16 protein-coding genes are annotated in these 17598 nt (G+C 57.6%); 12 read left to right on the top strand and 4 right to left on the bottom strand.

Annotation, left to right across the window (positions count from 1 at the left end; all coding sequences use genetic code 11):
- Positions 1–81: 81 nt before the first annotated feature.
- The 6 genes from aspS (at position 82) to ruvB (ending at position 5553) form a co-directional block, all read left to right on the top strand.
- Entirely contained in the window at positions 82–1863 is a 1782-nt protein-coding gene (gene aspS / locus AC6I7Z_RS11585) for an aspartate--tRNA ligase (protein ID WP_497814310.1), read from the top strand.
- The gene (nudB, locus tag AC6I7Z_RS11580) at positions 1863–2291 is read left to right on the top strand and encodes a dihydroneopterin triphosphate diphosphatase (RefSeq protein WP_497814309.1); all 429 of its coding nucleotides are present in this window, start codon (positions 1863–1865) and stop codon (positions 2289–2291) included. Before aspS ends, nudB begins: the two co-directional genes overlap by 1 nt.
- 231 nt (positions 2292–2522) lie before the next feature.
- On the top strand, positions 2523–3266 hold the full coding sequence (locus AC6I7Z_RS11575) for a YebC/PmpR family DNA-binding transcriptional regulator (RefSeq protein ID WP_033746507.1): 744 nt from the start codon (positions 2523–2525) through the stop codon (positions 3264–3266).
- A gap of 37 nt (positions 3267–3303) precedes the next feature.
- Positions 3304–3831: a crossover junction endodeoxyribonuclease RuvC gene (ruvC, locus tag AC6I7Z_RS11570; protein ID WP_033746508.1), complete on the top strand. Its 528-nt coding sequence runs from the start codon at positions 3304–3306 to the stop codon at positions 3829–3831.
- A 94-nt stretch (positions 3832–3925) separates the two neighbouring features.
- Positions 3926–4540: a Holliday junction branch migration protein RuvA gene (gene ruvA / locus AC6I7Z_RS11565; protein WP_033746510.1), complete on the top strand. Its 615-nt coding sequence runs from the start codon at positions 3926–3928 to the stop codon at positions 4538–4540.
- Between the two features lie 8 nt (positions 4541–4548).
- Positions 4549–5553 (top strand): Holliday junction branch migration DNA helicase RuvB, encoded by a 1005-nt coding sequence (gene ruvB, locus AC6I7Z_RS11560; RefSeq protein WP_497814308.1) that lies wholly within the window; start codon positions 4549–4551, stop codon positions 5551–5553.
- Here ruvB and znuB read toward each other — a convergent pair whose 3' ends face one another.
- Together znuB and znuC are read right to left on the bottom strand one after the other, a co-directional pair.
- Positions 5554–6339 carry a zinc ABC transporter permease subunit ZnuB gene (gene znuB / locus AC6I7Z_RS11555; protein ID WP_497814307.1) on the bottom strand — a complete coding sequence of 262 codons (786 nt, stop codon included), beginning with the start codon at positions 6337–6339 and terminating at the stop codon, positions 5554–5556.
- A complete protein-coding gene (gene znuC / locus AC6I7Z_RS11550; RefSeq protein WP_497814306.1) occupies positions 6336–7091 on the bottom strand; it encodes a zinc ABC transporter ATP-binding protein ZnuC in 756 nt (251 codons plus the stop codon). Before znuC ends, znuB begins: the two co-directional genes overlap by 4 nt.
- Before the next feature lie 77 nt (positions 7092–7168).
- On the opposite strand from znuC, the gene znuA reads away from it, so the two are divergent.
- The 3 genes from znuA (at position 7169) to lpxM (ending at position 10567) form a co-directional block, all read left to right on the top strand.
- Positions 7169–8128, top strand: a complete 960-nt coding sequence (gene znuA, locus AC6I7Z_RS11545) for a zinc ABC transporter substrate-binding protein ZnuA (RefSeq protein ID WP_497814305.1) — start codon at positions 7169–7171, stop codon at positions 8126–8128.
- A 13-nt stretch (positions 8129–8141) separates the two neighbouring features.
- On the top strand, positions 8142–9473 hold the full coding sequence (mepM, locus tag AC6I7Z_RS11540) for a murein DD-endopeptidase MepM (protein WP_497814304.1): 1332 nt from the start codon (positions 8142–8144) through the stop codon (positions 9471–9473).
- A gap of 119 nt (positions 9474–9592) precedes the next feature.
- On the top strand, positions 9593–10567 hold the full coding sequence (gene lpxM / locus AC6I7Z_RS11535) for a lauroyl-Kdo(2)-lipid IV(A) myristoyltransferase (RefSeq protein WP_497814303.1): 975 nt from the start codon (positions 9593–9595) through the stop codon (positions 10565–10567).
- Between the two features lie 148 nt (positions 10568–10715).
- On the opposite strand, the gene AC6I7Z_RS11530 is transcribed toward lpxM, so the two are convergent.
- Positions 10716–11951: an MFS transporter gene (locus AC6I7Z_RS11530; protein ID WP_497814302.1), complete on the bottom strand. Its 1236-nt coding sequence runs from the start codon at positions 11949–11951 to the stop codon at positions 10716–10718.
- A 79-nt stretch (positions 11952–12030) separates the two neighbouring features.
- Positions 12031–13473, bottom strand: coding sequence for a pyruvate kinase (gene pyk / locus AC6I7Z_RS11525; RefSeq protein ID WP_497814301.1), 1443 nt, complete (start codon positions 13471–13473; stop codon positions 12031–12033).
- Between the two features lie 330 nt (positions 13474–13803).
- Here pyk and AC6I7Z_RS11520 point away from each other — a divergent pair, with 330 nt between their 5' ends.
- The 3 genes from AC6I7Z_RS11520 to AC6I7Z_RS11510 all read left to right on the top strand — a co-directional run bounded on the left by AC6I7Z_RS11520 (position 13804) and on the right by AC6I7Z_RS11510 (position 17398).
- Positions 13804–15105, top strand: a complete 1302-nt coding sequence (locus AC6I7Z_RS11520; protein WP_497814300.1) for a tyrosine-type recombinase/integrase — start codon at positions 13804–13806, stop codon at positions 15103–15105.
- A 39-nt stretch (positions 15106–15144) separates the two neighbouring features.
- The gene (locus AC6I7Z_RS11515; RefSeq protein ID WP_497814299.1) at positions 15145–15771 is read left to right on the top strand and encodes a DUF4145 domain-containing protein; all 627 of its coding nucleotides are present in this window, start codon (positions 15145–15147) and stop codon (positions 15769–15771) included.
- Positions 15772–16654: 883 nt separating this feature from the next.
- Positions 16655–17398 (top strand): KilA-N domain-containing protein, encoded by a 744-nt coding sequence (locus AC6I7Z_RS11510; RefSeq protein ID WP_497814298.1) that lies wholly within the window; start codon positions 16655–16657, stop codon positions 17396–17398.
- The last annotated feature ends 200 nt before the right edge of the window (positions 17399–17598 follow it).

Genomic DNA, 17598 nt, shown 5'->3' with positions numbered 1-17598 from the left:
CCGCCTTTTTTGCGGCAGCATCTCAAAAGGTTACGCGGCCTGATGCTGCAGGCAGCAGCGGCGAAGTTAAAAGGATACGTTATGCGTACAGAATATTGCGGACAGCTCAATCTGTCTCATGTAGGTCAGCAAGTCACTCTTTGCGGCTGGGTCAACCGCCGTCGCGATCTGGGGAGCCTGATTTTTATCGATATGCGCGACCGCGAAGGCATCGTGCAGGTCTTCTTCGATCCCGATCGTCAGGAGGCTTTCCAGCTGGCGTCTGAGCTGCGCAACGAATTCTGCATCCAGATCACCGGCACCGTTCGCGCGCGCGACGAGAAAAACAAAAACGCCGAGATGGCTACGGGCGAAGTCGAAGTCTTCGCGCAGGCGCTGACCATTATCAACCGCGCCGAGCCGCTGCCGCTCGACTCCAATCAGGTCAACAGCGAAGAAGCGCGCCTGAAGTACCGCTATCTCGACCTTCGCCGTCCGGAAATGGCGCAGCGCCTGAAGACCCGTGCGAAAATCTCCAGCTTCGTGCGCCGCTTTATGGACGGCGAAGGCTTCCTCGATATCGAAACGCCGATGCTGACCAAGGCGACGCCGGAAGGCGCGCGCGACTATCTGGTGCCGAGCCGCGTACACAAAGGCAAGTTCTATGCGCTGCCGCAGTCGCCGCAGCTGTTCAAACAGCTGCTGATGATGTCCGGCTTCGATCGCTACTACCAGATCGTGAAGTGCTTCCGCGATGAAGATCTGCGCGCCGACCGCCAGCCGGAATTTACCCAGATCGATATCGAAACCTCGTTCTTGACCGCGCCGCAGGTGCGCGAGATTAACGAGCGTATGATCCGCCAGCTGTGGCAGGAAGTGAAAGGCGTCGATCTCGGCGAGTTCCCGCAGATGACCTTTGCCGAAGCGATGCGCCGCTACGGTTCCGACAAGCCCGATCTGCGTAACCCGATGGAGCTGGTGGACGTCGCCGATCTGCTGCAAAACGTCGAGTTCCAGGTGTTCGCTGGCCCGGCCAACGACGCCAAAGGCCGCGTCGCCGCGCTGCGCGTGCCGGGCGGCGCACAATTGAGCCGTAAGCAGATTGACGAATACGGCAAGTTCGTCGAGATTTATGGCGCGAAAGGTCTGGCGTGGATGAAAGTCAACGCGCGCGCCGAGGGTTTCAGCGGCGTACAGAGCCCGGTAGCCAAGTTCCTTAACGAAGAGATTGTCGAAGCGATTCTCAGCCGCACCAACGCTGCCGACGGCGACCTGATCTTCTTTGGCGCCGATCGCGCCAAAGTGGTGGCGGACGCGCTGGGCGCGCTGCGCCTGAAAGTGGGCCGCGACCTGCAGATCACTAACGAAAGCGCCTGGGCGCCGCTGTGGGTGATCGACTTCCCAATGTTCGAAGAGGACGACGAAGGCGGTCTGGCCGCGATGCACCATCCGTTTACCGCGCCGAAAGAGATGTCGGCGGAAGCGCTGGCGGCCGATCCGCTGAGCGCGGTGGCGAACGCCTACGATATGGTGATCAACGGCTATGAAGTGGGCGGCGGTTCCGTGCGTATCCACAGCGGTAACATGCAGCAGGCGGTCTTCACTATTCTGGGCATTGACGAGCACGAACAGCGCGAGAAATTCGGCTTCCTGCTCGACGCGCTGAAATATGGCACGCCGCCGCACGCGGGCCTGGCCTTCGGTCTGGATCGTCTCACCATGCTGCTGACCGGCACCGAGAATATCCGCGACGTTATCGCCTTCCCGAAAACCACCGCGGCGGCCTGTCTGATGACCGAAGCGCCGAGCGAAGCCAACCCGGCGGCGCTGGCGGATCTCGGTATTCAGATCGCGCCGAAGAAAGAAAAGTCAGAGAATAAGTAATGTATAAACATCCGGTATCGGTGCTGGTAGTGATTTTCGCGCAGGATACCGGCCGGGTGTTAATGCTGCAGCGACGCGACGACAGCGATTTCTGGCAGTCGGTTACCGGCAGTCTGGAAGCGGGCGAAACTCCGCTTCAGGCGGCGCGGCGCGAAGTGCTGGAAGAGCTGGCCATCGACGTCGTGGGCGAGCAGCTGGCGCTGGAGGATTGCGGCAAAGAGATCGAATTTGAAATCTTTGCGCACTATCGCCATCGCTATGCGCCCGGCGTGACGCACAACCGCGAACACTGGTTCCGGCTGGCGCTGCCCGCCGAGCGGCAGCCGACGCTCAGCGAGCATCTCGCCGCGCGCTGGCTCGATCCCGCCGCCGCAGCAGCCCTGACTAAGTCCTGGAGCAATCGCCAGGCGATTGAAGAATTTATTTAGCTGCTCGCCGGAGTTTTGCCGGCAGTCACGACTAAAGAAAATTGGTGCAGTTCCCACAGAACTGCGCCTCAAAACCTAAAGCGTCGGGCGTTATCGGCGCAGCGAGGTCGGCTGCCGCCAGCGCGCAGCAACCGGAGCGTACTCCTGTACGTGAGGATTGCGAGCACTGCCGGAAGGCGAGATCGCCAGCAAGATAGCCCGTGCGATGTCAAAGATCGGAGAATAACCAAGATGGCTGGTCATAGTAAGTGGGCGAATACCAAGCACCGCAAGGCGGCGCAGGACGCCAAACGCGGTAAAATCTTCACCAAAATTATTCGTGAACTGGTCACCGCCGCTAAGCTGGGCGGCGGCGACGCGGCGTCCAACCCGCGTCTGCGCGCCGCAATGGACAAAGCGCTGTCCAACAACATGACGCGCGACACCATGAACCGCGCTATCGCGCGCGGCGTGGGCGGCGAAGATGATTCCAATATGGAAACCATCATCTATGAAGGCTACGGCCCTGGCGGCTCTGCCGTAATGGTGGAGTGCCTGAGCGACAACCGCAACCGCACCGTAGGCGAAGTGCGCCACGCCTTCACCAAAACCGGCGGCAACCTCGGCACCGACGGCTCTGTTTCTTACCTGTTCAGCAAGAAGGGCGTGATCTCCTTCGCGCCGGGCCAGGATGAGGACAGCGTGATGGAAGCGGCGCTGGAAGCGGGCGCGGAAGATGTGGTGAGCTACGACGACGGCGCGATCGACGTCTTTACCGCATGGGAAGAGCTTGGCGCAGTGCGCGACGCGCTGGAAGCCACCGGCCTGAAAGCGGACACCGCCGAAGTCTCGATGATCCCGTCGACCAAAGCGGAGCTGGATGCTGAAACGGCGCCGAAGCTGCTGCGCCTGATCGACATGCTGGAAGATTGCGACGACGTGCAGGAAGTCTACCATAACGGCGAGATCTCCGATGAGGTCGCGGAAACGCTGTAATGGCGTTTCTCTCTAGCCTGCACACCGGAGAGTCGGCATGGCGATAATTCTGGGCATCGACCCCGGCTCGCGCATAACCGGCTACGGTGTGATCCGTCAAACCGGCCGCCAGCTCAGCTATCTGGGCAGCGGCTGTATCCGCACCAATACCACCGAACTGCCGGCGCGCCTGAAGCTGATCTATGCGGGCGTGACTGAAATCATCACCCAGTTTTCGCCGGACTACTTCGCCATCGAGCAGGTCTTTATGGCGAAGAACGCCGATTCGGCGCTGAAGCTGGGGCAGGCGCGCGGCGCGGCGATCGTCGCGGCGGTCAACCTTGACCTGCCGGTCTTTGAGTACGCCGCCCGTCAGGTGAAGCAGACCGTTACCGGCACCGGCGGCGCGGAGAAGAGCCAGGTGCAGCATATGGTGCGCACGCTGCTTAAGCTGCCCGCCAACCCGCAGGCGGACGCCGCCGACGCGCTGGCGATCGCCATTACGCACTGCCACGTCAGTCAGAACGCGACGCGCATCAGCGACAGCAAACTGCTGCTGACGCGCGGACGTTTGCGTTCAGGCTAGCGGGCCGCGCCGCGTTCCGTTTCAGGCTGGATATTCATCCAGCCTTTTTTATGATATAAATCCCGCCACATTCGTTTATTAAGGAAGCGTTCAGGTGATAGGTCGTTTACGGGGCAATATTCTGGAAAAGCAGCCGCCGCTGGTGCTGATTGAAGCGCACGGCGTGGGTTATGAAGTGCATATGCCGATGACCTGTTTTTATGAGCTGCCTGAACTGAACCACGAAGCGGTGATCTTTACCCACTTTGTGGTGCGCGAAGACGCGCAGCTGCTGTTTGGCTTCAACAATAAACAAGAGCGCGCGCTGTTTCGCGAGCTGATTAAAACCAACGGCGTCGGGCCTAAGCTGGCGCTGGCGATCCTGTCCGGCATGTCGGCGCAGCAGTTCGTGACGGCGGTGGAGAAAGAGGAGATCGCCGCGCTGATCAAGCTGCCGGGCGTCGGCAAGAAAACGGCCGAGCGTCTGGTGGTTGAGATGAAAGATCGCTTCAAAGGCTTGCATGGCGACCTCTTCTCCGGCGAATCCGCTTTCACGCTCACCGCGCCGCACGCCGAACCGGAAAGCAACGACGCCGAGGCCGAAGCGGTTGCGGCGCTGGTGTCGCTGGGTTATAAACCGCAGGAAGCCAGCCGTATGATAAGCAAGGTTGGCAAGCCTGACGCAGACTGCGAAACCCTGATCCGAGAAGCTCTGCGCGCCGCCATTTGAGGTAAGTCATGATCGAAGCCGACCGTCTGGTCTCCTCCGCCAGCTATAACGAAGAAGAGAATCTCGACCGCGCTATCCGCCCTAAGCTGCTTGCGGAGTACGTGGGCCAGCCGCAGGTGCGCGAGCAGATGGAAATTTTCATCAAGGCGGCGAAGCTGCGCGGCGATGCGCTGGATCACCTGCTGATTTTCGGCCCGCCGGGGCTGGGCAAAACCACGCTGGCCAATATCGTCGCCAATGAGATGGGCGTCAATCTGCGCACCACCTCCGGCCCGGTGCTGGAGAAAGCGGGCGATCTGGCGGCGATGCTGACTAACCTCGAACCGCACGACGTGCTGTTTATCGATGAGATCCATCGTCTCTCGCCGGTGGTGGAAGAGGTGCTCTATCCGGCGATGGAAGATTACCAGCTGGATATTATGATCGGCGAAGGCCCGGCCGCGCGCTCCATCAAGCTGGATCTGCCGCCGTTTACGCTGATCGGCGCCACCACGCGCGCCGGCTCGCTGACTTCGCCGCTGCGCGACCGCTTCGGCATCGTGCAGCGCCTGGAGTTCTATAACGTGCCGGATCTGCAGCACATCGTCAGCCGCAGCGCCGCCTGTCTGGGACTGCCGCTGAGCGAAGAGGGCGCGCGGGAAGTGGCGCAGCGCGCGCGCGGCACGCCGCGTATCGCCAACCGCCTGCTGCGCCGCGTGCGCGACTTCGCAGAGGTGCGCGCCAACGGCGAAATGAGCGGCAACGTCGCGGCCAGCGCGCTGGATATGCTTAACGTCGACAGCGAAGGCTTCGACTATATGGATCGCAAACTGCTGCTGGCGATTATCGATAAGTTCACCGGCGGGCCGGTAGGGCTGGATAACCTTGCGGCGGCCATCGGCGAAGAGCGGGAAACCATTGAGGATGTGATTGAGCCCTTTCTGATCCAGCAGGGCTTTATTCAGCGCACGCCGCGCGGCCGTATGGCCACGCAGCACGCTTATCGTCACTTCGGCATGGCGCGCGACGAGTAATCAGACGGCGGGTTTGCGCGCCATGCTGAGAATAAACAGCAGCGCGGCGCACAGCACCACCGACGGGCCGGCCGGGGTATCGTAGAATGCGGAGAAGGTCAGGCCGCCTGAGACGGCGATAATGCCCACCACTACCGCCAGGCCCGCCATCTGCTCCGGCGAACGCGAAAAGCGGCGCGCCGTCGCGGCGGGGATGATCAGCAGCGAGGTGATAATCAGCGCGCCGACAAATTTCATCGCCACGCCGATGGTCAGCGCCGTCACCAGCATCAGGATCAAGCGGGTACGCTGAATATTAACGCCGTCTACCTGCGCCAGCTCCGGGCTGATGGTCATCGACAGCAGCGCGCGCCACTGCCACGCCATCACCGCCAGCACCACCGCCACGCCCGCGCCCATCACCCATAAATCCTGCGGCGTCACTGCCAGCAGATCGCCGAACAGATAGGCCATCAGATCGACGCGCACGCCCGACATCAGGCTGACCACCACCAGACCGAGCGACAGCGCGCTGTGCGCCATAATGCCCAGCAGGGTATCGATCGCCAGATGCGGGCGGCGTTCGAGAAACACCAGCCCCAGCGCCAGGCAGACGGTGACCAGAATAACGGCATAGTATGGATTGACGTTCAGCAGCAGGCCGAAGGCGACGCCCAGCAGCGAGGCGTGCGCCAGCGTATCGCCGAAATAGGACATTTTGCGCCAGACCACGAACGAACCCAGCGGCCCGGCCGCCAGCGCCAGCATCACGCCGCCCAGCCAGCCCGGTAGTAACAACTCAATCATGATGGACCCTGTCCTCTGCGTAAAACGATACGTCCCTGAAGGTCGTGACGATGATTATGGTTATGGCGGTAAATCGCCAGCTGCTGCGCGCCGCGCGGGCCAAACATGGCGATAAATTCCGGATGCTGCGACACCGCTTCCGGCGTGCCGGAGCAGCAGATATGGTGATTCAGGCAGAGCACCTCATCGGTTTTCGCCATCACCAGATGCAGATCGTGCGAAACCATCAGCACGCCGCAGTTCAGCTCGTGGCGCAGCTGGTCGATCAGATCGTAGAGCGCAACCTGACCGTTCACGTCGACGCCCTGCGTCGGCTCGTCCAGCACCAGCAGCTGCGGCTGATTGAGCAGGGCGCGCGCCAGCAGCACGCGCTGCGTTTCGCCACCCGAAAGTTTCTGCAGCGGCGCGTTGAGCAGATGACCTGCCTGCACGCGCTTCAGCGCCGGCAGCACATCGGCGCGCTTCGCGCCGCGCGTCAGCAGCATAAAACGCTCGACGGTGACCGGCAGCGTTGGGTCGATATGCAGTTTTTGCGGCACGTAACCGATGCGCAAGCCCGGATCGCGTTGTATCTGACCGGAGGCTGGCGCCAGCAGCCCCAGCACGACGCGCACTAGCGTCGACTTGCCCGCGCCGTTGGGGCCGAGCAGCGTAAGTATGCGTCCAGGCATCAGCTTCAGGCTAATGCCTGAGAGCACGGGACGTCGTGCAAATTGCACGGAGATGTTTTCAAGCGTGACGAGTGAGGTCATGTTATTTACAGGTTGCACAGAATTTCGAATGTTATAATATCACATCCCATCCCCAGGTCACGATGGAATGATGCATTATGTTACACATTAAAAAGAGTACAATTTTCACCCTTTCTGCGCTGGCATTTTCCGCCTCGCTGACGCTTCCCGCGCAGGCGAATGTCGTCGCTTCGGTGAAGCCTCTCGGTTTTATCGCCGCCGCCATTGCCGACGGCGTGACGCCGGTGGATGTGCTGCTGCCCGATGGCGCGTCGGAACATGACTACGCGCTGCGTCCTTCTGACGTAAAACGTATAAAAAACGCAGACTTAGTGGTATGGGTCGGCCCCGAGATGGAAGCCTTTATGACCAAACCCGCGGCTGAACTGCCCGCCGCAAAAAACCTTCAGATTGCCGATATGCAGGCGGTTAAACCCTTGTTGCTGAAGGGCGGGGACGACGACGATCACCATGGCGAAGAGGCTGCTCACCAGGGCGATAGCGGAGATGATGAAGCGGAACATCATCACCATCACGGCGAATTTAATATGCATCTGTGGTTGTCGCCGCAAATATCCAGGCTAGCGGCGGTTGCAATCCATGGAAAATTATTGGAACTTATGCCCGAAAGCAAAGCCAAACTTGACGCTAATCTCCAGCAGTTCGAAAGCGAACTGACGGTTACCGACAAGCACATTAGCGCGCAGCTCGCGCCGGTCAGCAACAAAGGGTATTTCGTTTTTCATGACGCTTACACCTATTTTGAAAAACACTACGGCCTCTCGCCCAGCGGGCATTTTACCGTAAACCCTGAAATTCAGCCGGGCGCACAGCGTCTACATCAAATACGAACACAGTTGGTTGAGCAAAAGGCCGTTTGCGTCTTTGCTGAGCCACAATTCAGGCCAGCCGTCATCGATGCGGTTGCCCGTGGAACCAGGGTGCGTAAAGGCACGCTGGATCCGCTGGGGACGAATATCAGCCTTAGTCAGGACAGCTACGTGAAGTTCCTTTCACAGCTGTCAGGCCAGTATGCGAGCTGTCTGAATGGAGCATGAGGAATAGGTAAAAGTGCAGCAGATAGCCCGCTCTGTCGCCCTCGCATTTAATAATTTGCCGCGCCCCCACCGCGTTATGCTGGGGTCTTTAACCGTTGTGACGCTGGCCGTCGCCGTCTGGCGGCCCTACGTTTACCATCCCGCCGATGATGCGATGCCGATAGTCAAAAGCATCGAACTCGATAAAAATCAACTGCGTACGCTGCTGCCTGAGGCCAGCGAACCCATCGATCAAACCACTTCCGAACCGGAAGAGGAGCTGCCTGCGGACGACATCGACAGCGATGTGCCGGACGCGGCGGGCACCCATGAATACACCGTATCGTCCGGCGATACGCTGAGCAGCGCCCTGAATCAGTACGGCATCGAGCTGGGCGATATCAACGCGCTGGTCAACAGCGATAAAGCGCTGCGTAACCTGCAGGTCGGCCAGCAGCTAAGCTGGACCCTGACCGACGACGGCAGCCTGCAGTCGTTTACCTGGGAGATCAACCGTCGCGAAACCCGCACCTATCAGCGCGGCAATAACGGCGCGTTCACCATGCAGTCGGAGATGCAGAAGGGCGAATGGCAAAACCGCGTGCTGAAAGGCGAGGTGCGCGGCAGTTTCGCCGCCAGCGCCCAGCGCGCCGGCCTGACCGGCAGCGAAGCGAGCGCGGTGATCAAAGCGCTGCAGTGGCAGATGGATTTCCGCAAGCTGCGCGCCGGCGACCAGTTCAGCGTGCTGATGTCGCGCGAAATGCTTGACGGCAAAAGCGCGCAGAGTCAGCTGCTTGGCGTGCGCCTGCGCTCCGGCGGCAAAGACTACTATGCGTTCCGCGCCGAAGACGGCAAGTTCTACGACCGCAACGGTTCGGGCCTGGCGCGCGGCTTTATGCGCTTCCCCACCGTGAAGCAGTATCGCGTCTCCTCTAACTTCAACCCGCGTCGTCTGAACCCGGTAACGGGCCGCATCGCGCCGCATAAAGGCGTCGACTTTGCGCTGCCGGTGGGTACGCCGGTGCTGGCGGTTGGCGACGGCGAAGTGGTGATGGCGAAAAACGGCGGCGCGGCGGGCAACTATGTGGCGATTCGTCACGGTCGCCAGTATATGACGCGCTATATGCACCTGAAGAAAGTGCTGGTGAAGCCGGGCGAGAAGGTGAAGCGTGGCGATCGCATCGCGCTGTCGGGCAATACCGGCCGCTCCACCGGGCCGCATCTGCACTTTGAAATCTGGATCAATAACCAGGCGGTCAACCCGCTGACGGCGAAGCTGCCGCGCATGGAAGGGCTGACCGGCAAAGATCGCAGCGACTATATGGCGCAGGTGAAAACCAACCTGCCGCTGCTGCGCTTCGAGTAATCCGCGCAGCGCGCCACAAGACCGACGCTTTATGCGTCGGTTTTTTTTCACGCCGCGTCGGGGATTGCAAATTTACCTGTCGCCACTATCATTAGCGCGTCATTGATTGAGGCGAGTGCATGGAAACCCCGAAAAAAAAGAATATTGAATTTATTCCCGTTTTTGAACGTTCTTTCCTGAAACCCAAATACTGGGGCAGCTGGCTGGCGATCGGCGCGCTGGCGGGCATGGCGCTGCTGCCGGCGAAAGCGCGCGATCCGCTGCTTGGCGGGCTGGGGAGAATGGCGGGGAAACTGGCTAAGGGCGCGCGTCGCCGCGCGCTGATCAATCTTTACTACTGCCTGCCGGAGCTGAGCGAAGCGCAGCGCAGCCATATCGTCGATGTGATGTTCGCCACCGCGCCGCAGGCGATGGCGATGATGGCGGAACTAGGGATGCGCGATCCGGCGCGCGTGCGCCAGCGCGTCGACTGGCACGGCCGCGACATTATCGACCGGCTGCAGGCCGAGAAGCAGAACGTTATTTTCCTCGTGCCCCACGGCTGGGCGGTGGATATCCCCGCGATGCTGCTCGCCTCGGAAGGGCAGATGATGGCGGCGATGTTTCATAACCAGAGCGATCCGCTGCTCGACTACGTCTGGAACAGCGTGCGTCGTCGCTTCGGCGGCCGTATGCACGCGCGCAACGACGGCATCAAGCCGTTTATCAGCTCGGTGCGCCAGGGCTACTGGGGCTACTATCTGCCCGATCAGGATCACGGCGCCGAACACAGCGAATTTGTCGATTTCTTCGCGACCTACAAGGCGACGCTGCCAGCGCTTGGCCGCCTGATGAAGGTGTGCCGCGCGCGCGTGGTGCCGCTGTTTCCGGTCTACAACAGCGAGACGCATCGGCTGGAGATTTTCGTCCGTCCGCCGATGGACGATCTGCTGGACGCTGACGATCGCACGCTGGCGCGCCGCATGAACGAAGAGGTTGAGGTGTTTGTGCGTCCCCATCCTGAGCAGTACACCTGGATTTTGAAGCTGCTGAAGACGCGCAAAGAGGGCGATATCGAGCCCTATAAGCGCAAAGAGCTTTATCCGCGTAAATAATCGTGCCGCAACGGCTGGTTAGCCGGATATGCGTGCAGCATGGGCCGAAGAGCAAAGCGTCCCGCGACAGGGACGTCGCGGGCCGAGCGCGCAGGGATGCCTTGAGCGACTTTGCGATCGGACCTTGCTGCACGCATCTGCACCTTTACTATGATAACGCCGTCACCTGTGCGCGCCGCTTGCGTTCGCGCAGAAACAGCGTCACCAGCACAAACCAGAGCACGCCGCTGACGAAATTGATCAGGCTAAACCAGGGCGTGCCGCCGCTAAAATAACCGCTTTTCGCCAGCTCGATGCCGATCGCCAGCGTCAGGATGCTGATCATCCCCAGCATCGCCGCGACGCTGCCTTTGCCCGCGTCGCTGGCGTAAAGCGTCAGGCGATAGAGCCCGGCGTTGACCATGCCCGCGCCGAATGCGTATAGGCTTAGCCCGGCGGTGAGAAAGAGATAGCTGTGGCTGTCCAGCAGGTTCGCCAGCAGCGCAATGCCCAGACCCGCGAGAATCGGCCAGGCGGCGAACTTCACCGGCTGCTCGATAGGCACGCGTCCGGCCAGCTTGCCCAGCGTAATATTCCCGGCGATCATCGCCAGAAACACCGGCAGCTGCAGCAGCGCATAGTGCATGCGCGACAGCTGCTCCTCATGCATCAGGATCACCGGCGAGAGCGCCACCCAGGTAAGAATGGGAATAAACACCAGACCGATAGCGAAAGAGCCCAGCATCACCATTCGGTCGCGCGTCAGCTTGCGGTAAGTGCGCGCCAGCTGCGGCAGCGCGATGGAGTGGCTGCGATCGCCGGCGGTTTCAGGCATCACGCGCCATAAAATAATAAAGGCGAGGGCGCTGAGCAGGGCGAACAGCCAGAACATGCTGCGCCAGCTCGCCACCGTCAGCCAGGCGGCGCCCGCCAGCGGACCCGCCAGCGGCGCCAGCAGCGCGACGTTCGCCATCAGCGCCATCACACGCACCGCCAGCGCCTCGTCAAAGGCTTCCTGGATCGCGGCATAGCTGACCGCGCCGATAAAGCAGAGGCTGATGCCCTGAATAAAGCGCAGCGCAACGAACTCTCTGATCGAACCGACCCAGGTGGTCAGCACGCAGGCCAGAATAAAAAAGAGAATGCCGCCGAGCATCACCGGACGACGGCCGAATTTATCGGAGAGCGGGCCGAGCAGCCATTGCAGCACCACGCCGCCCAGCAGATAGGCGGTCAGCGACGTCGAGACCCACTCCGGGCCGACGCTGAACTCCTGCGTCACCAGCAGCATGCCGGGCTGGATCATGTCGTGCGCGATATAAGTGGCGAATTCAAACAGCACCAGCGCCAGCGGAAACAGCAGCAAACCTGCTGTCAGTTTGCTGACGGGTTGATAGCGGGGCATCCAGACTCCTTTAACGAAAAATAAAACGCGACCGCCAGGCAGTCGCGTTGTTTACAGCGTTACTACAGCGGGCGCGCGATTAGTCGACGCGCAGCACCCGGCTGGTATTGGTGGTGCCGGTCGCGCCCATCACGTCGCCCTGGGTGACGATAACCAGATCGCCGGAGACCAGGAAGCCTTTGTCGCGCAGCAGATTGACTGCATCGTGCGCCGCCACCACGCCGTCGTTGTCGCTGTTGAAAAAGACCGGCGTCACGCCGCGGTAGAGCGCGGTCAGGTTCAGGGTATGCTCATGACGGGACATAGCGAAAATCGGCAGGCCGGAGGTAATGCGCGACGTCATCAGCGGCGTACGGCCGGACTCGGTCATGGTAATAATCGCGGTGACGCCCTGCAGATGGTTCGCCGCATACATCGCTGACATGGCGATCGCCTCTTCGATATTGTCGAAGGTGACTTCCAGACGGTGTTTGGAGACGTTGACGCTTGGGATCTTCTCCGCGCCCAGGCAGACCTTCGCCATCGCGGAAACGGTCTCCGCCGGATACTGGCCAGCGGCGGTTTCCGCCGACAGCATCACGGCGTCGGTGCCGTCGAGCACGGCGTTGGCGACGTCCATCACTTCGGCGCGCGTCGGCATCGGGTTGGTGATCATCGACTCCATCATCTGCGTGGCGGTAATAATGGTGCGGTTCAGCTGGCGCGCGCGTCGGATCAGCGCTTTCTGAATGCCGACCAGCTCAGGATCGCCGATTTCAACGCCCAGGTCGCCGCGCGCCACCATCACCACGTCAGAGGCGAGAATGATATCGTCCATCGCCTCCTGCGTCGCGACCGCTTCGGCGCGTTCGACTTTCGCCACCAGCTGCGCCTCGCAGCCCGCTTCGCGCGCAAGGCGACGCGCGTAGTTCATATCTTCGCCGCTGCGCGGAAAGGAGACCGCCAGATAATCGACGCCGATTTTCGCGGCGGTAATAATGTCCGCTTTGTCTTTCTCGGTCAGCGCTTCCGCCGACAGGCCGCCGCCGAGCTTGTTGATGCCCTTGTTATTGGAGAGCGGGCCGCCGACGGTGACTTCGGTAAACACCTTCATGCCCTGAACTTCCAGCACTTTCAGCTGCACGCGTCCATCGTCGAGCAGCAGGATATCGCCCGGCACCACATCTTCCGGCAGGCCTTTATAGTCGATGCCGACTTTCTCTTTATCGCCTTCGCCTTTGCTCAGGCTGGCGTCGAGCAGGAAGCGGTCGCCGACGTTGAGGAACACTTTGCCCTCTTTAAAGGTCGACACGCGAATTTTCGGTCCCTGCAGGTCGCCCAGAATCGCGACGTGACGACCCAGCTTCGCGGCAATTTCGCGCACTTTGTTCGCGCGCAGCTGATGGTCTTCCGGGGTGCCGTGAGAGAAGTTGAGTCGCACAACGTTTGCGCCTGCGGCGATGATTTTTTCCAGATTATTATCGCGGTCTGTTGCCGGGCCGAGGGTTGTAACGATCTTGGTTCTTCTGAGACGTCGAGACATAGGGGTTCCTTAGGATGGATGACCTGAAGTGAATCGTTTCTTATTCACTTTGAGGGCCAAAATGTACTTATTTACTCACACAGAAGTATTTATTATTCATTCTCGCGTGTCTTTCCCTATCTGTATCAGCAACTGAGGGGATAAGAAATGACACTATCAGTTGATACAATACTGACACAAGAGCCGGAAGTCATCACCCTGTCTCGCTTGGCGAAACCTTATTTGATTAGACGCAAGGGGTCAGGGCGGTACACTATGCGCCTCCGTAAAGTAGGACGCACCAAACCAATAATCAGCATCGGTCTAAGGACAACAAGCAGGAGCCTCGCTATGACCCACCTCAACGAACTCGCAGCCACAGCCAAGGCTTTTCTCTTGGATAACCCTGAGGCGACCGCTGAGGAGCTTAGAGAGCACCTGAAAGATATGGCTGAGAGTTTACTCACCGAAGCCTCAGAGGATTATTGGGATGGCGTAGAGGTATCACATCTGCATGACGCTAAAGCGAACCTGCGTGAGATAGCGGCTAAACATTCATTGTCGGTTGAGCAACATCATCACTTAGCGGCATCCCTTAAGGTCATCGACGCGGCACAGAAGAGAGTGAATGAGGGAGACGCTGGGCCTCTACTGGATATTCTCAAAGGCCTTGATGCTCAGACTGCTGTCCATAATGGCGACTCTACGAAGATTCTGGAAAGGGAGCAGGGTAGTCATCCGTCAGAATTAACGAGAAAGCGTCTGGAGTTCGATGAGCTGTCATCTATTTATATGGCCGAAAAAGCAGTCAACCAGAAACCAGCCACACAGCGGGACAATGCGTCTGCGCATAAGACTCTTAAGCGATTTACCAAAGGTATAGACTGGAAGACCCATACAAGGACTGAGGTTTCTGCAGTACGTGATGCAATGAAAGAATCTGGTTTGGCAGACTCCACGGTAAACAAGATGATTGCGAAACTATGTGCTGTCATGAATTGGGCTGTTCAAAATGGGTACATAGACCATGACTATACTAAGGGACTCAAATTTAAGGGCGTTGAGAGCAACCGTAGGGCCTTCAGGGATGACGAGTTGGCTAAAGTGATTGATACCATTACCACTGAGCGGGAACCGCATAAGCGTCTATTTGGTATGCTTGCTGTCATCACAGGGGCACGCTGCGGCGAGCTTACTCAGTTAACTAAGATTGATATAGTTAACGAGGCGGGCCATGTATGTATTGATATTAATTCCAACAACGGGAAGTCTTTAAAGAACAAGGGAAGTGCTCGAGTAGTCCCTCTGATTGATGGCGCTTACGGCTTCAACCTCAATGAGTTCTCTGAGTGGGTCAGTGCGCTGCCTGATGACAACAGTCTGGTATTCGGCATGTCCCGGGATATTGCATCTAAATGGTTCAACGAAAAGGTATTGCCTAAAGCACTGCCAGACCGCGATAAGGACCTTGTATTGCACTCCTTGCGTCACACTATGGCTACCATGATGAAACAGGCAGGGGTTGCTGAGAGCATCGCTGGGGACGTACTCGGTCATACCAGTCAGTCCATTACTTTTGGTCTTTATGGTAAGGCTAAGAGTGTGACCTTAATGGTTGAAGCTTTGAATGCGTCGCTGGCGTATAAACAATAAATGTATTACGTATTCCTTTAGGCAATGAGGAAATCAAATATGGGAAAGATATATACAGCGACGTATGATGGGGAGGCATTTAATTGCCCACTCTGTGATGTATATGCGAGGCAGTCATGGCATACATTTGGTTTCAACCATATGTCGACGGCTATGAAAGCCTCACAATGTAATCATTGTTGGCAGAGTTCTTTTTGGTATGAAGGAAAGCTTGTCGTACCTTCAGTTTCTAATGTTGAAATGCCTAATGAAGATATGCCAGCAGACTGTAGAACTGACTACCTTGAAGCTAGAAGTATTGTTAACCTTTCTCCTAAAGGTGCATGCGCATTATTGAGGCTATGTCTTCAAAAGTTGATGGTCCATTTAGGTGAGCCGGGAAAAAACATCAATGCAGACATTAAATCCCTTGTCTCTAAAGGGCTACCGGAACGCATACAGCAAGCTGCTGATGTTTGTCGTATTGTGGGTAATCAGGCAGTTCACCCAGGTGAGATAAACATTGATGATGACCCCACATTGACACGCAGTCTTTTTAAGTTACTCAATGTCATAGTAGATGACCGTATCACGCGGCCCAGAGAGATAGAGGAAATGTTCAAAAGTATGCCTGAGAAGCAGCTTAAAGGGATACAGGATAGAGACCGACAGGTAAAAGAAGATTAGTCAGCAAGATGGGGGCTTATGGTTAAACCTGATGTCCCCTTAACTATATTTGTCAACAAGAATCTCATGCGACTCACTATAGGGAGACCCCATAATTTATTTTCTTCCGTTCATCGTTCGTAACGCTGTAGCCACTGAGGACCGATTGGAAACCACCTCGACACGCGCCATGCTTTTACCTAGAGCAGCCTTAAGGAACATTCTATTAACGTAGCTTCTTCGTACCTTTTCGGGGCGAGGTGCAGTAGACACCACACGGACTTTCGGTCCTTCTTTCGTGGATTACAGAGCTGTGGAAGAAGTGAGTAGACACGCTACCTCGTAAGTAGCAACTTGAGTTCAAGCTCACAGGGCGGAAACTCAAAGTAGTACCTTAAGGTTATTATCTAGAGGTGCTTTGAGAAAACCAGTGAGGACCCTGAGTTAGGAGATGTTATTATCAATAAATAATCTCCCCTCAAAGGACAACATTAGGCCCTGAAGATAATCATCAAGAATAATCCTGAGTAATTGAAGGGTCTTGATGATTGCCTTCAGGCTTCCCTCCCATAGAAATCCATGCGACTCACAAAAGGGAACCGCTGAGCATCCTTCCGCTGCGTTAAGTATCTCCTTATTAGTGTCTAAGTCCCCTCCCGCCTCTGTACCAGCAAGCCTCTTAGGCCGCTGCGTCTGACATGCGGGAACCCTTTTGATACCAGTAAGCGAGACCCTCTGGGGGCCCTATCAGCATCACCCAAAGCCTTCACACGGCCAATCATCACTATCAATTCAGTCTCTTTATGTATGCGCCTTTATGCTGCTGCCAGTTCTCTCGTCGTGGGTCTGGATGGCTGGCTTGCAGGTGTGACATGAGGGCGCAACCATAAAAGGAATACCGACCATGATTAATGCCAACACTATCGAAGCTCTGCCAATCGTCATTGAGAATCACCCCTTCGTCTGTAATGAGCAGCGTATGTGGAACCTTAACGAGATTCACCGGGTCCTCAATCTGCCTGACAGCAAGGCTCCCTCTCAGTGGCGAACCGAAGTCTCTCGACACATGGACCGCTCTGCAAATTTGCAGACCGTAAATGGTGACAGCGGCGGTACTTGGGCGACCGAGGCTGGCGCTATTGCCTACGCTATGTGGGTCTCGACCGATTTCTATCTGATGGTCATCAATGCGTTCATCTTTATGCGTAACGATGCCATTCTCCGTGAACGCGTCGCTGTGCTGCAAGCTGATGAGGCTAACGCGGCGTTGTCCATCGCGGCCCCTAAAGCAGACATCTTTGACGGTCGATTAGCTCGTGGCGGCGCTGTGCCGTGGACATGGGCCTGTAAGTCATTGGGTCTCGCTCCGTTTAAGCTGCTCGACGGCCTCAAGCGGTTCGGTAAATTCATCCTCCCGGCCTTTAGTGACCAGAAGAAGCCGTACCCACCAAAAGCGGCATTCAATGATGGCTATTTTGTCTGGAAGACTGACGCCAACGGTGAGAAGCGATGGCAAGTTACCGCTCGTGGCTATGCATGGATGCAAAAAAATGCGTCTAAGTGGCATGACTCTATCGCCCATGATGATCGCCAAAAGGCTACCGTTAAGCGAGTTGCGAAACGTAGCCGTAAAGTAACCCATGTGTGAAATGCAAAGGATTTGCCCATAGACTCACGGACCGCAAAGACCGAAAAGTGTCCGACTTGCTGATTATTTCTAATAGAAAGTTTAGGGTGCTGTGTCAAAAAGCATCTAAGTTAAATATTTTACTAAAATGCTGGAATATGCCCGTAATACGTTAGGTGTGATCTCAAATATTTAACGGTTGAACTTCACCTAAGATTGCT

The organism is Pantoea sp. X-Soil-MYKO-1289, from assembly GCF_059730625.1.
Note: the sequence above shows the minus strand (reverse complement) of the source record. Positions and strands in the feature narration are given on the sequence as shown.

What these genes read in the sequence shown, in the direction of transcription:
- znuB (WP_497814307.1), bottom strand. Translation starts at nt 6,339, where the DNA reads ATGATTGAGTTGTTACTACCGGGCTGGCTGGGCGGCGTGATGCTGGCG.
- pyk (WP_497814301.1), bottom strand. Translation starts at nt 13,473, where the DNA reads ATGTCTCGACGTCTCAGAAGAACCAAGATCGTTACAACCCTCGGCCCG.
- znuA (WP_497814305.1), top strand. Translation starts at nt 7,169, where the DNA reads ATGTTACACATTAAAAAGAGTACAATTTTCACCCTTTCTGCGCTGGCA.
- aspS (WP_497814310.1), top strand. Translation starts at nt 82, where the DNA reads ATGCGTACAGAATATTGCGGACAGCTCAATCTGTCTCATGTAGGTCAG.
- AC6I7Z_RS11575 (WP_033746507.1), top strand. Translation starts at nt 2,523, where the DNA reads ATGGCTGGTCATAGTAAGTGGGCGAATACCAAGCACCGCAAGGCGGCG.
- znuC (WP_497814306.1), bottom strand. Translation starts at nt 7,091, where the DNA reads ATGACCTCACTCGTCACGCTTGAAAACATCTCCGTGCAATTTGCACGA.
- AC6I7Z_RS11510 (WP_497814298.1), top strand. Translation starts at nt 16,655, where the DNA reads ATGATTAATGCCAACACTATCGAAGCTCTGCCAATCGTCATTGAGAAT.
- nudB (WP_497814309.1), top strand. Translation starts at nt 1,863, where the DNA reads ATGTATAAACATCCGGTATCGGTGCTGGTAGTGATTTTCGCGCAGGAT.
- ruvB (WP_497814308.1), top strand. Translation starts at nt 4,549, where the DNA reads ATGATCGAAGCCGACCGTCTGGTCTCCTCCGCCAGCTATAACGAAGAA.
- AC6I7Z_RS11530 (WP_497814302.1), bottom strand. Translation starts at nt 11,951, where the DNA reads ATGCCCCGCTATCAACCCGTCAGCAAACTGACAGCAGGTTTGCTGCTG.
- ruvC (WP_033746508.1), top strand. Translation starts at nt 3,304, where the DNA reads ATGGCGATAATTCTGGGCATCGACCCCGGCTCGCGCATAACCGGCTAC.
- lpxM (WP_497814303.1), top strand. Translation starts at nt 9,593, where the DNA reads ATGGAAACCCCGAAAAAAAAGAATATTGAATTTATTCCCGTTTTTGAA.
- AC6I7Z_RS11515 (WP_497814299.1), top strand. Translation starts at nt 15,145, where the DNA reads ATGGGAAAGATATATACAGCGACGTATGATGGGGAGGCATTTAATTGC.
- AC6I7Z_RS11520 (WP_497814300.1), top strand. Translation starts at nt 13,804, where the DNA reads ATGACCCACCTCAACGAACTCGCAGCCACAGCCAAGGCTTTTCTCTTG.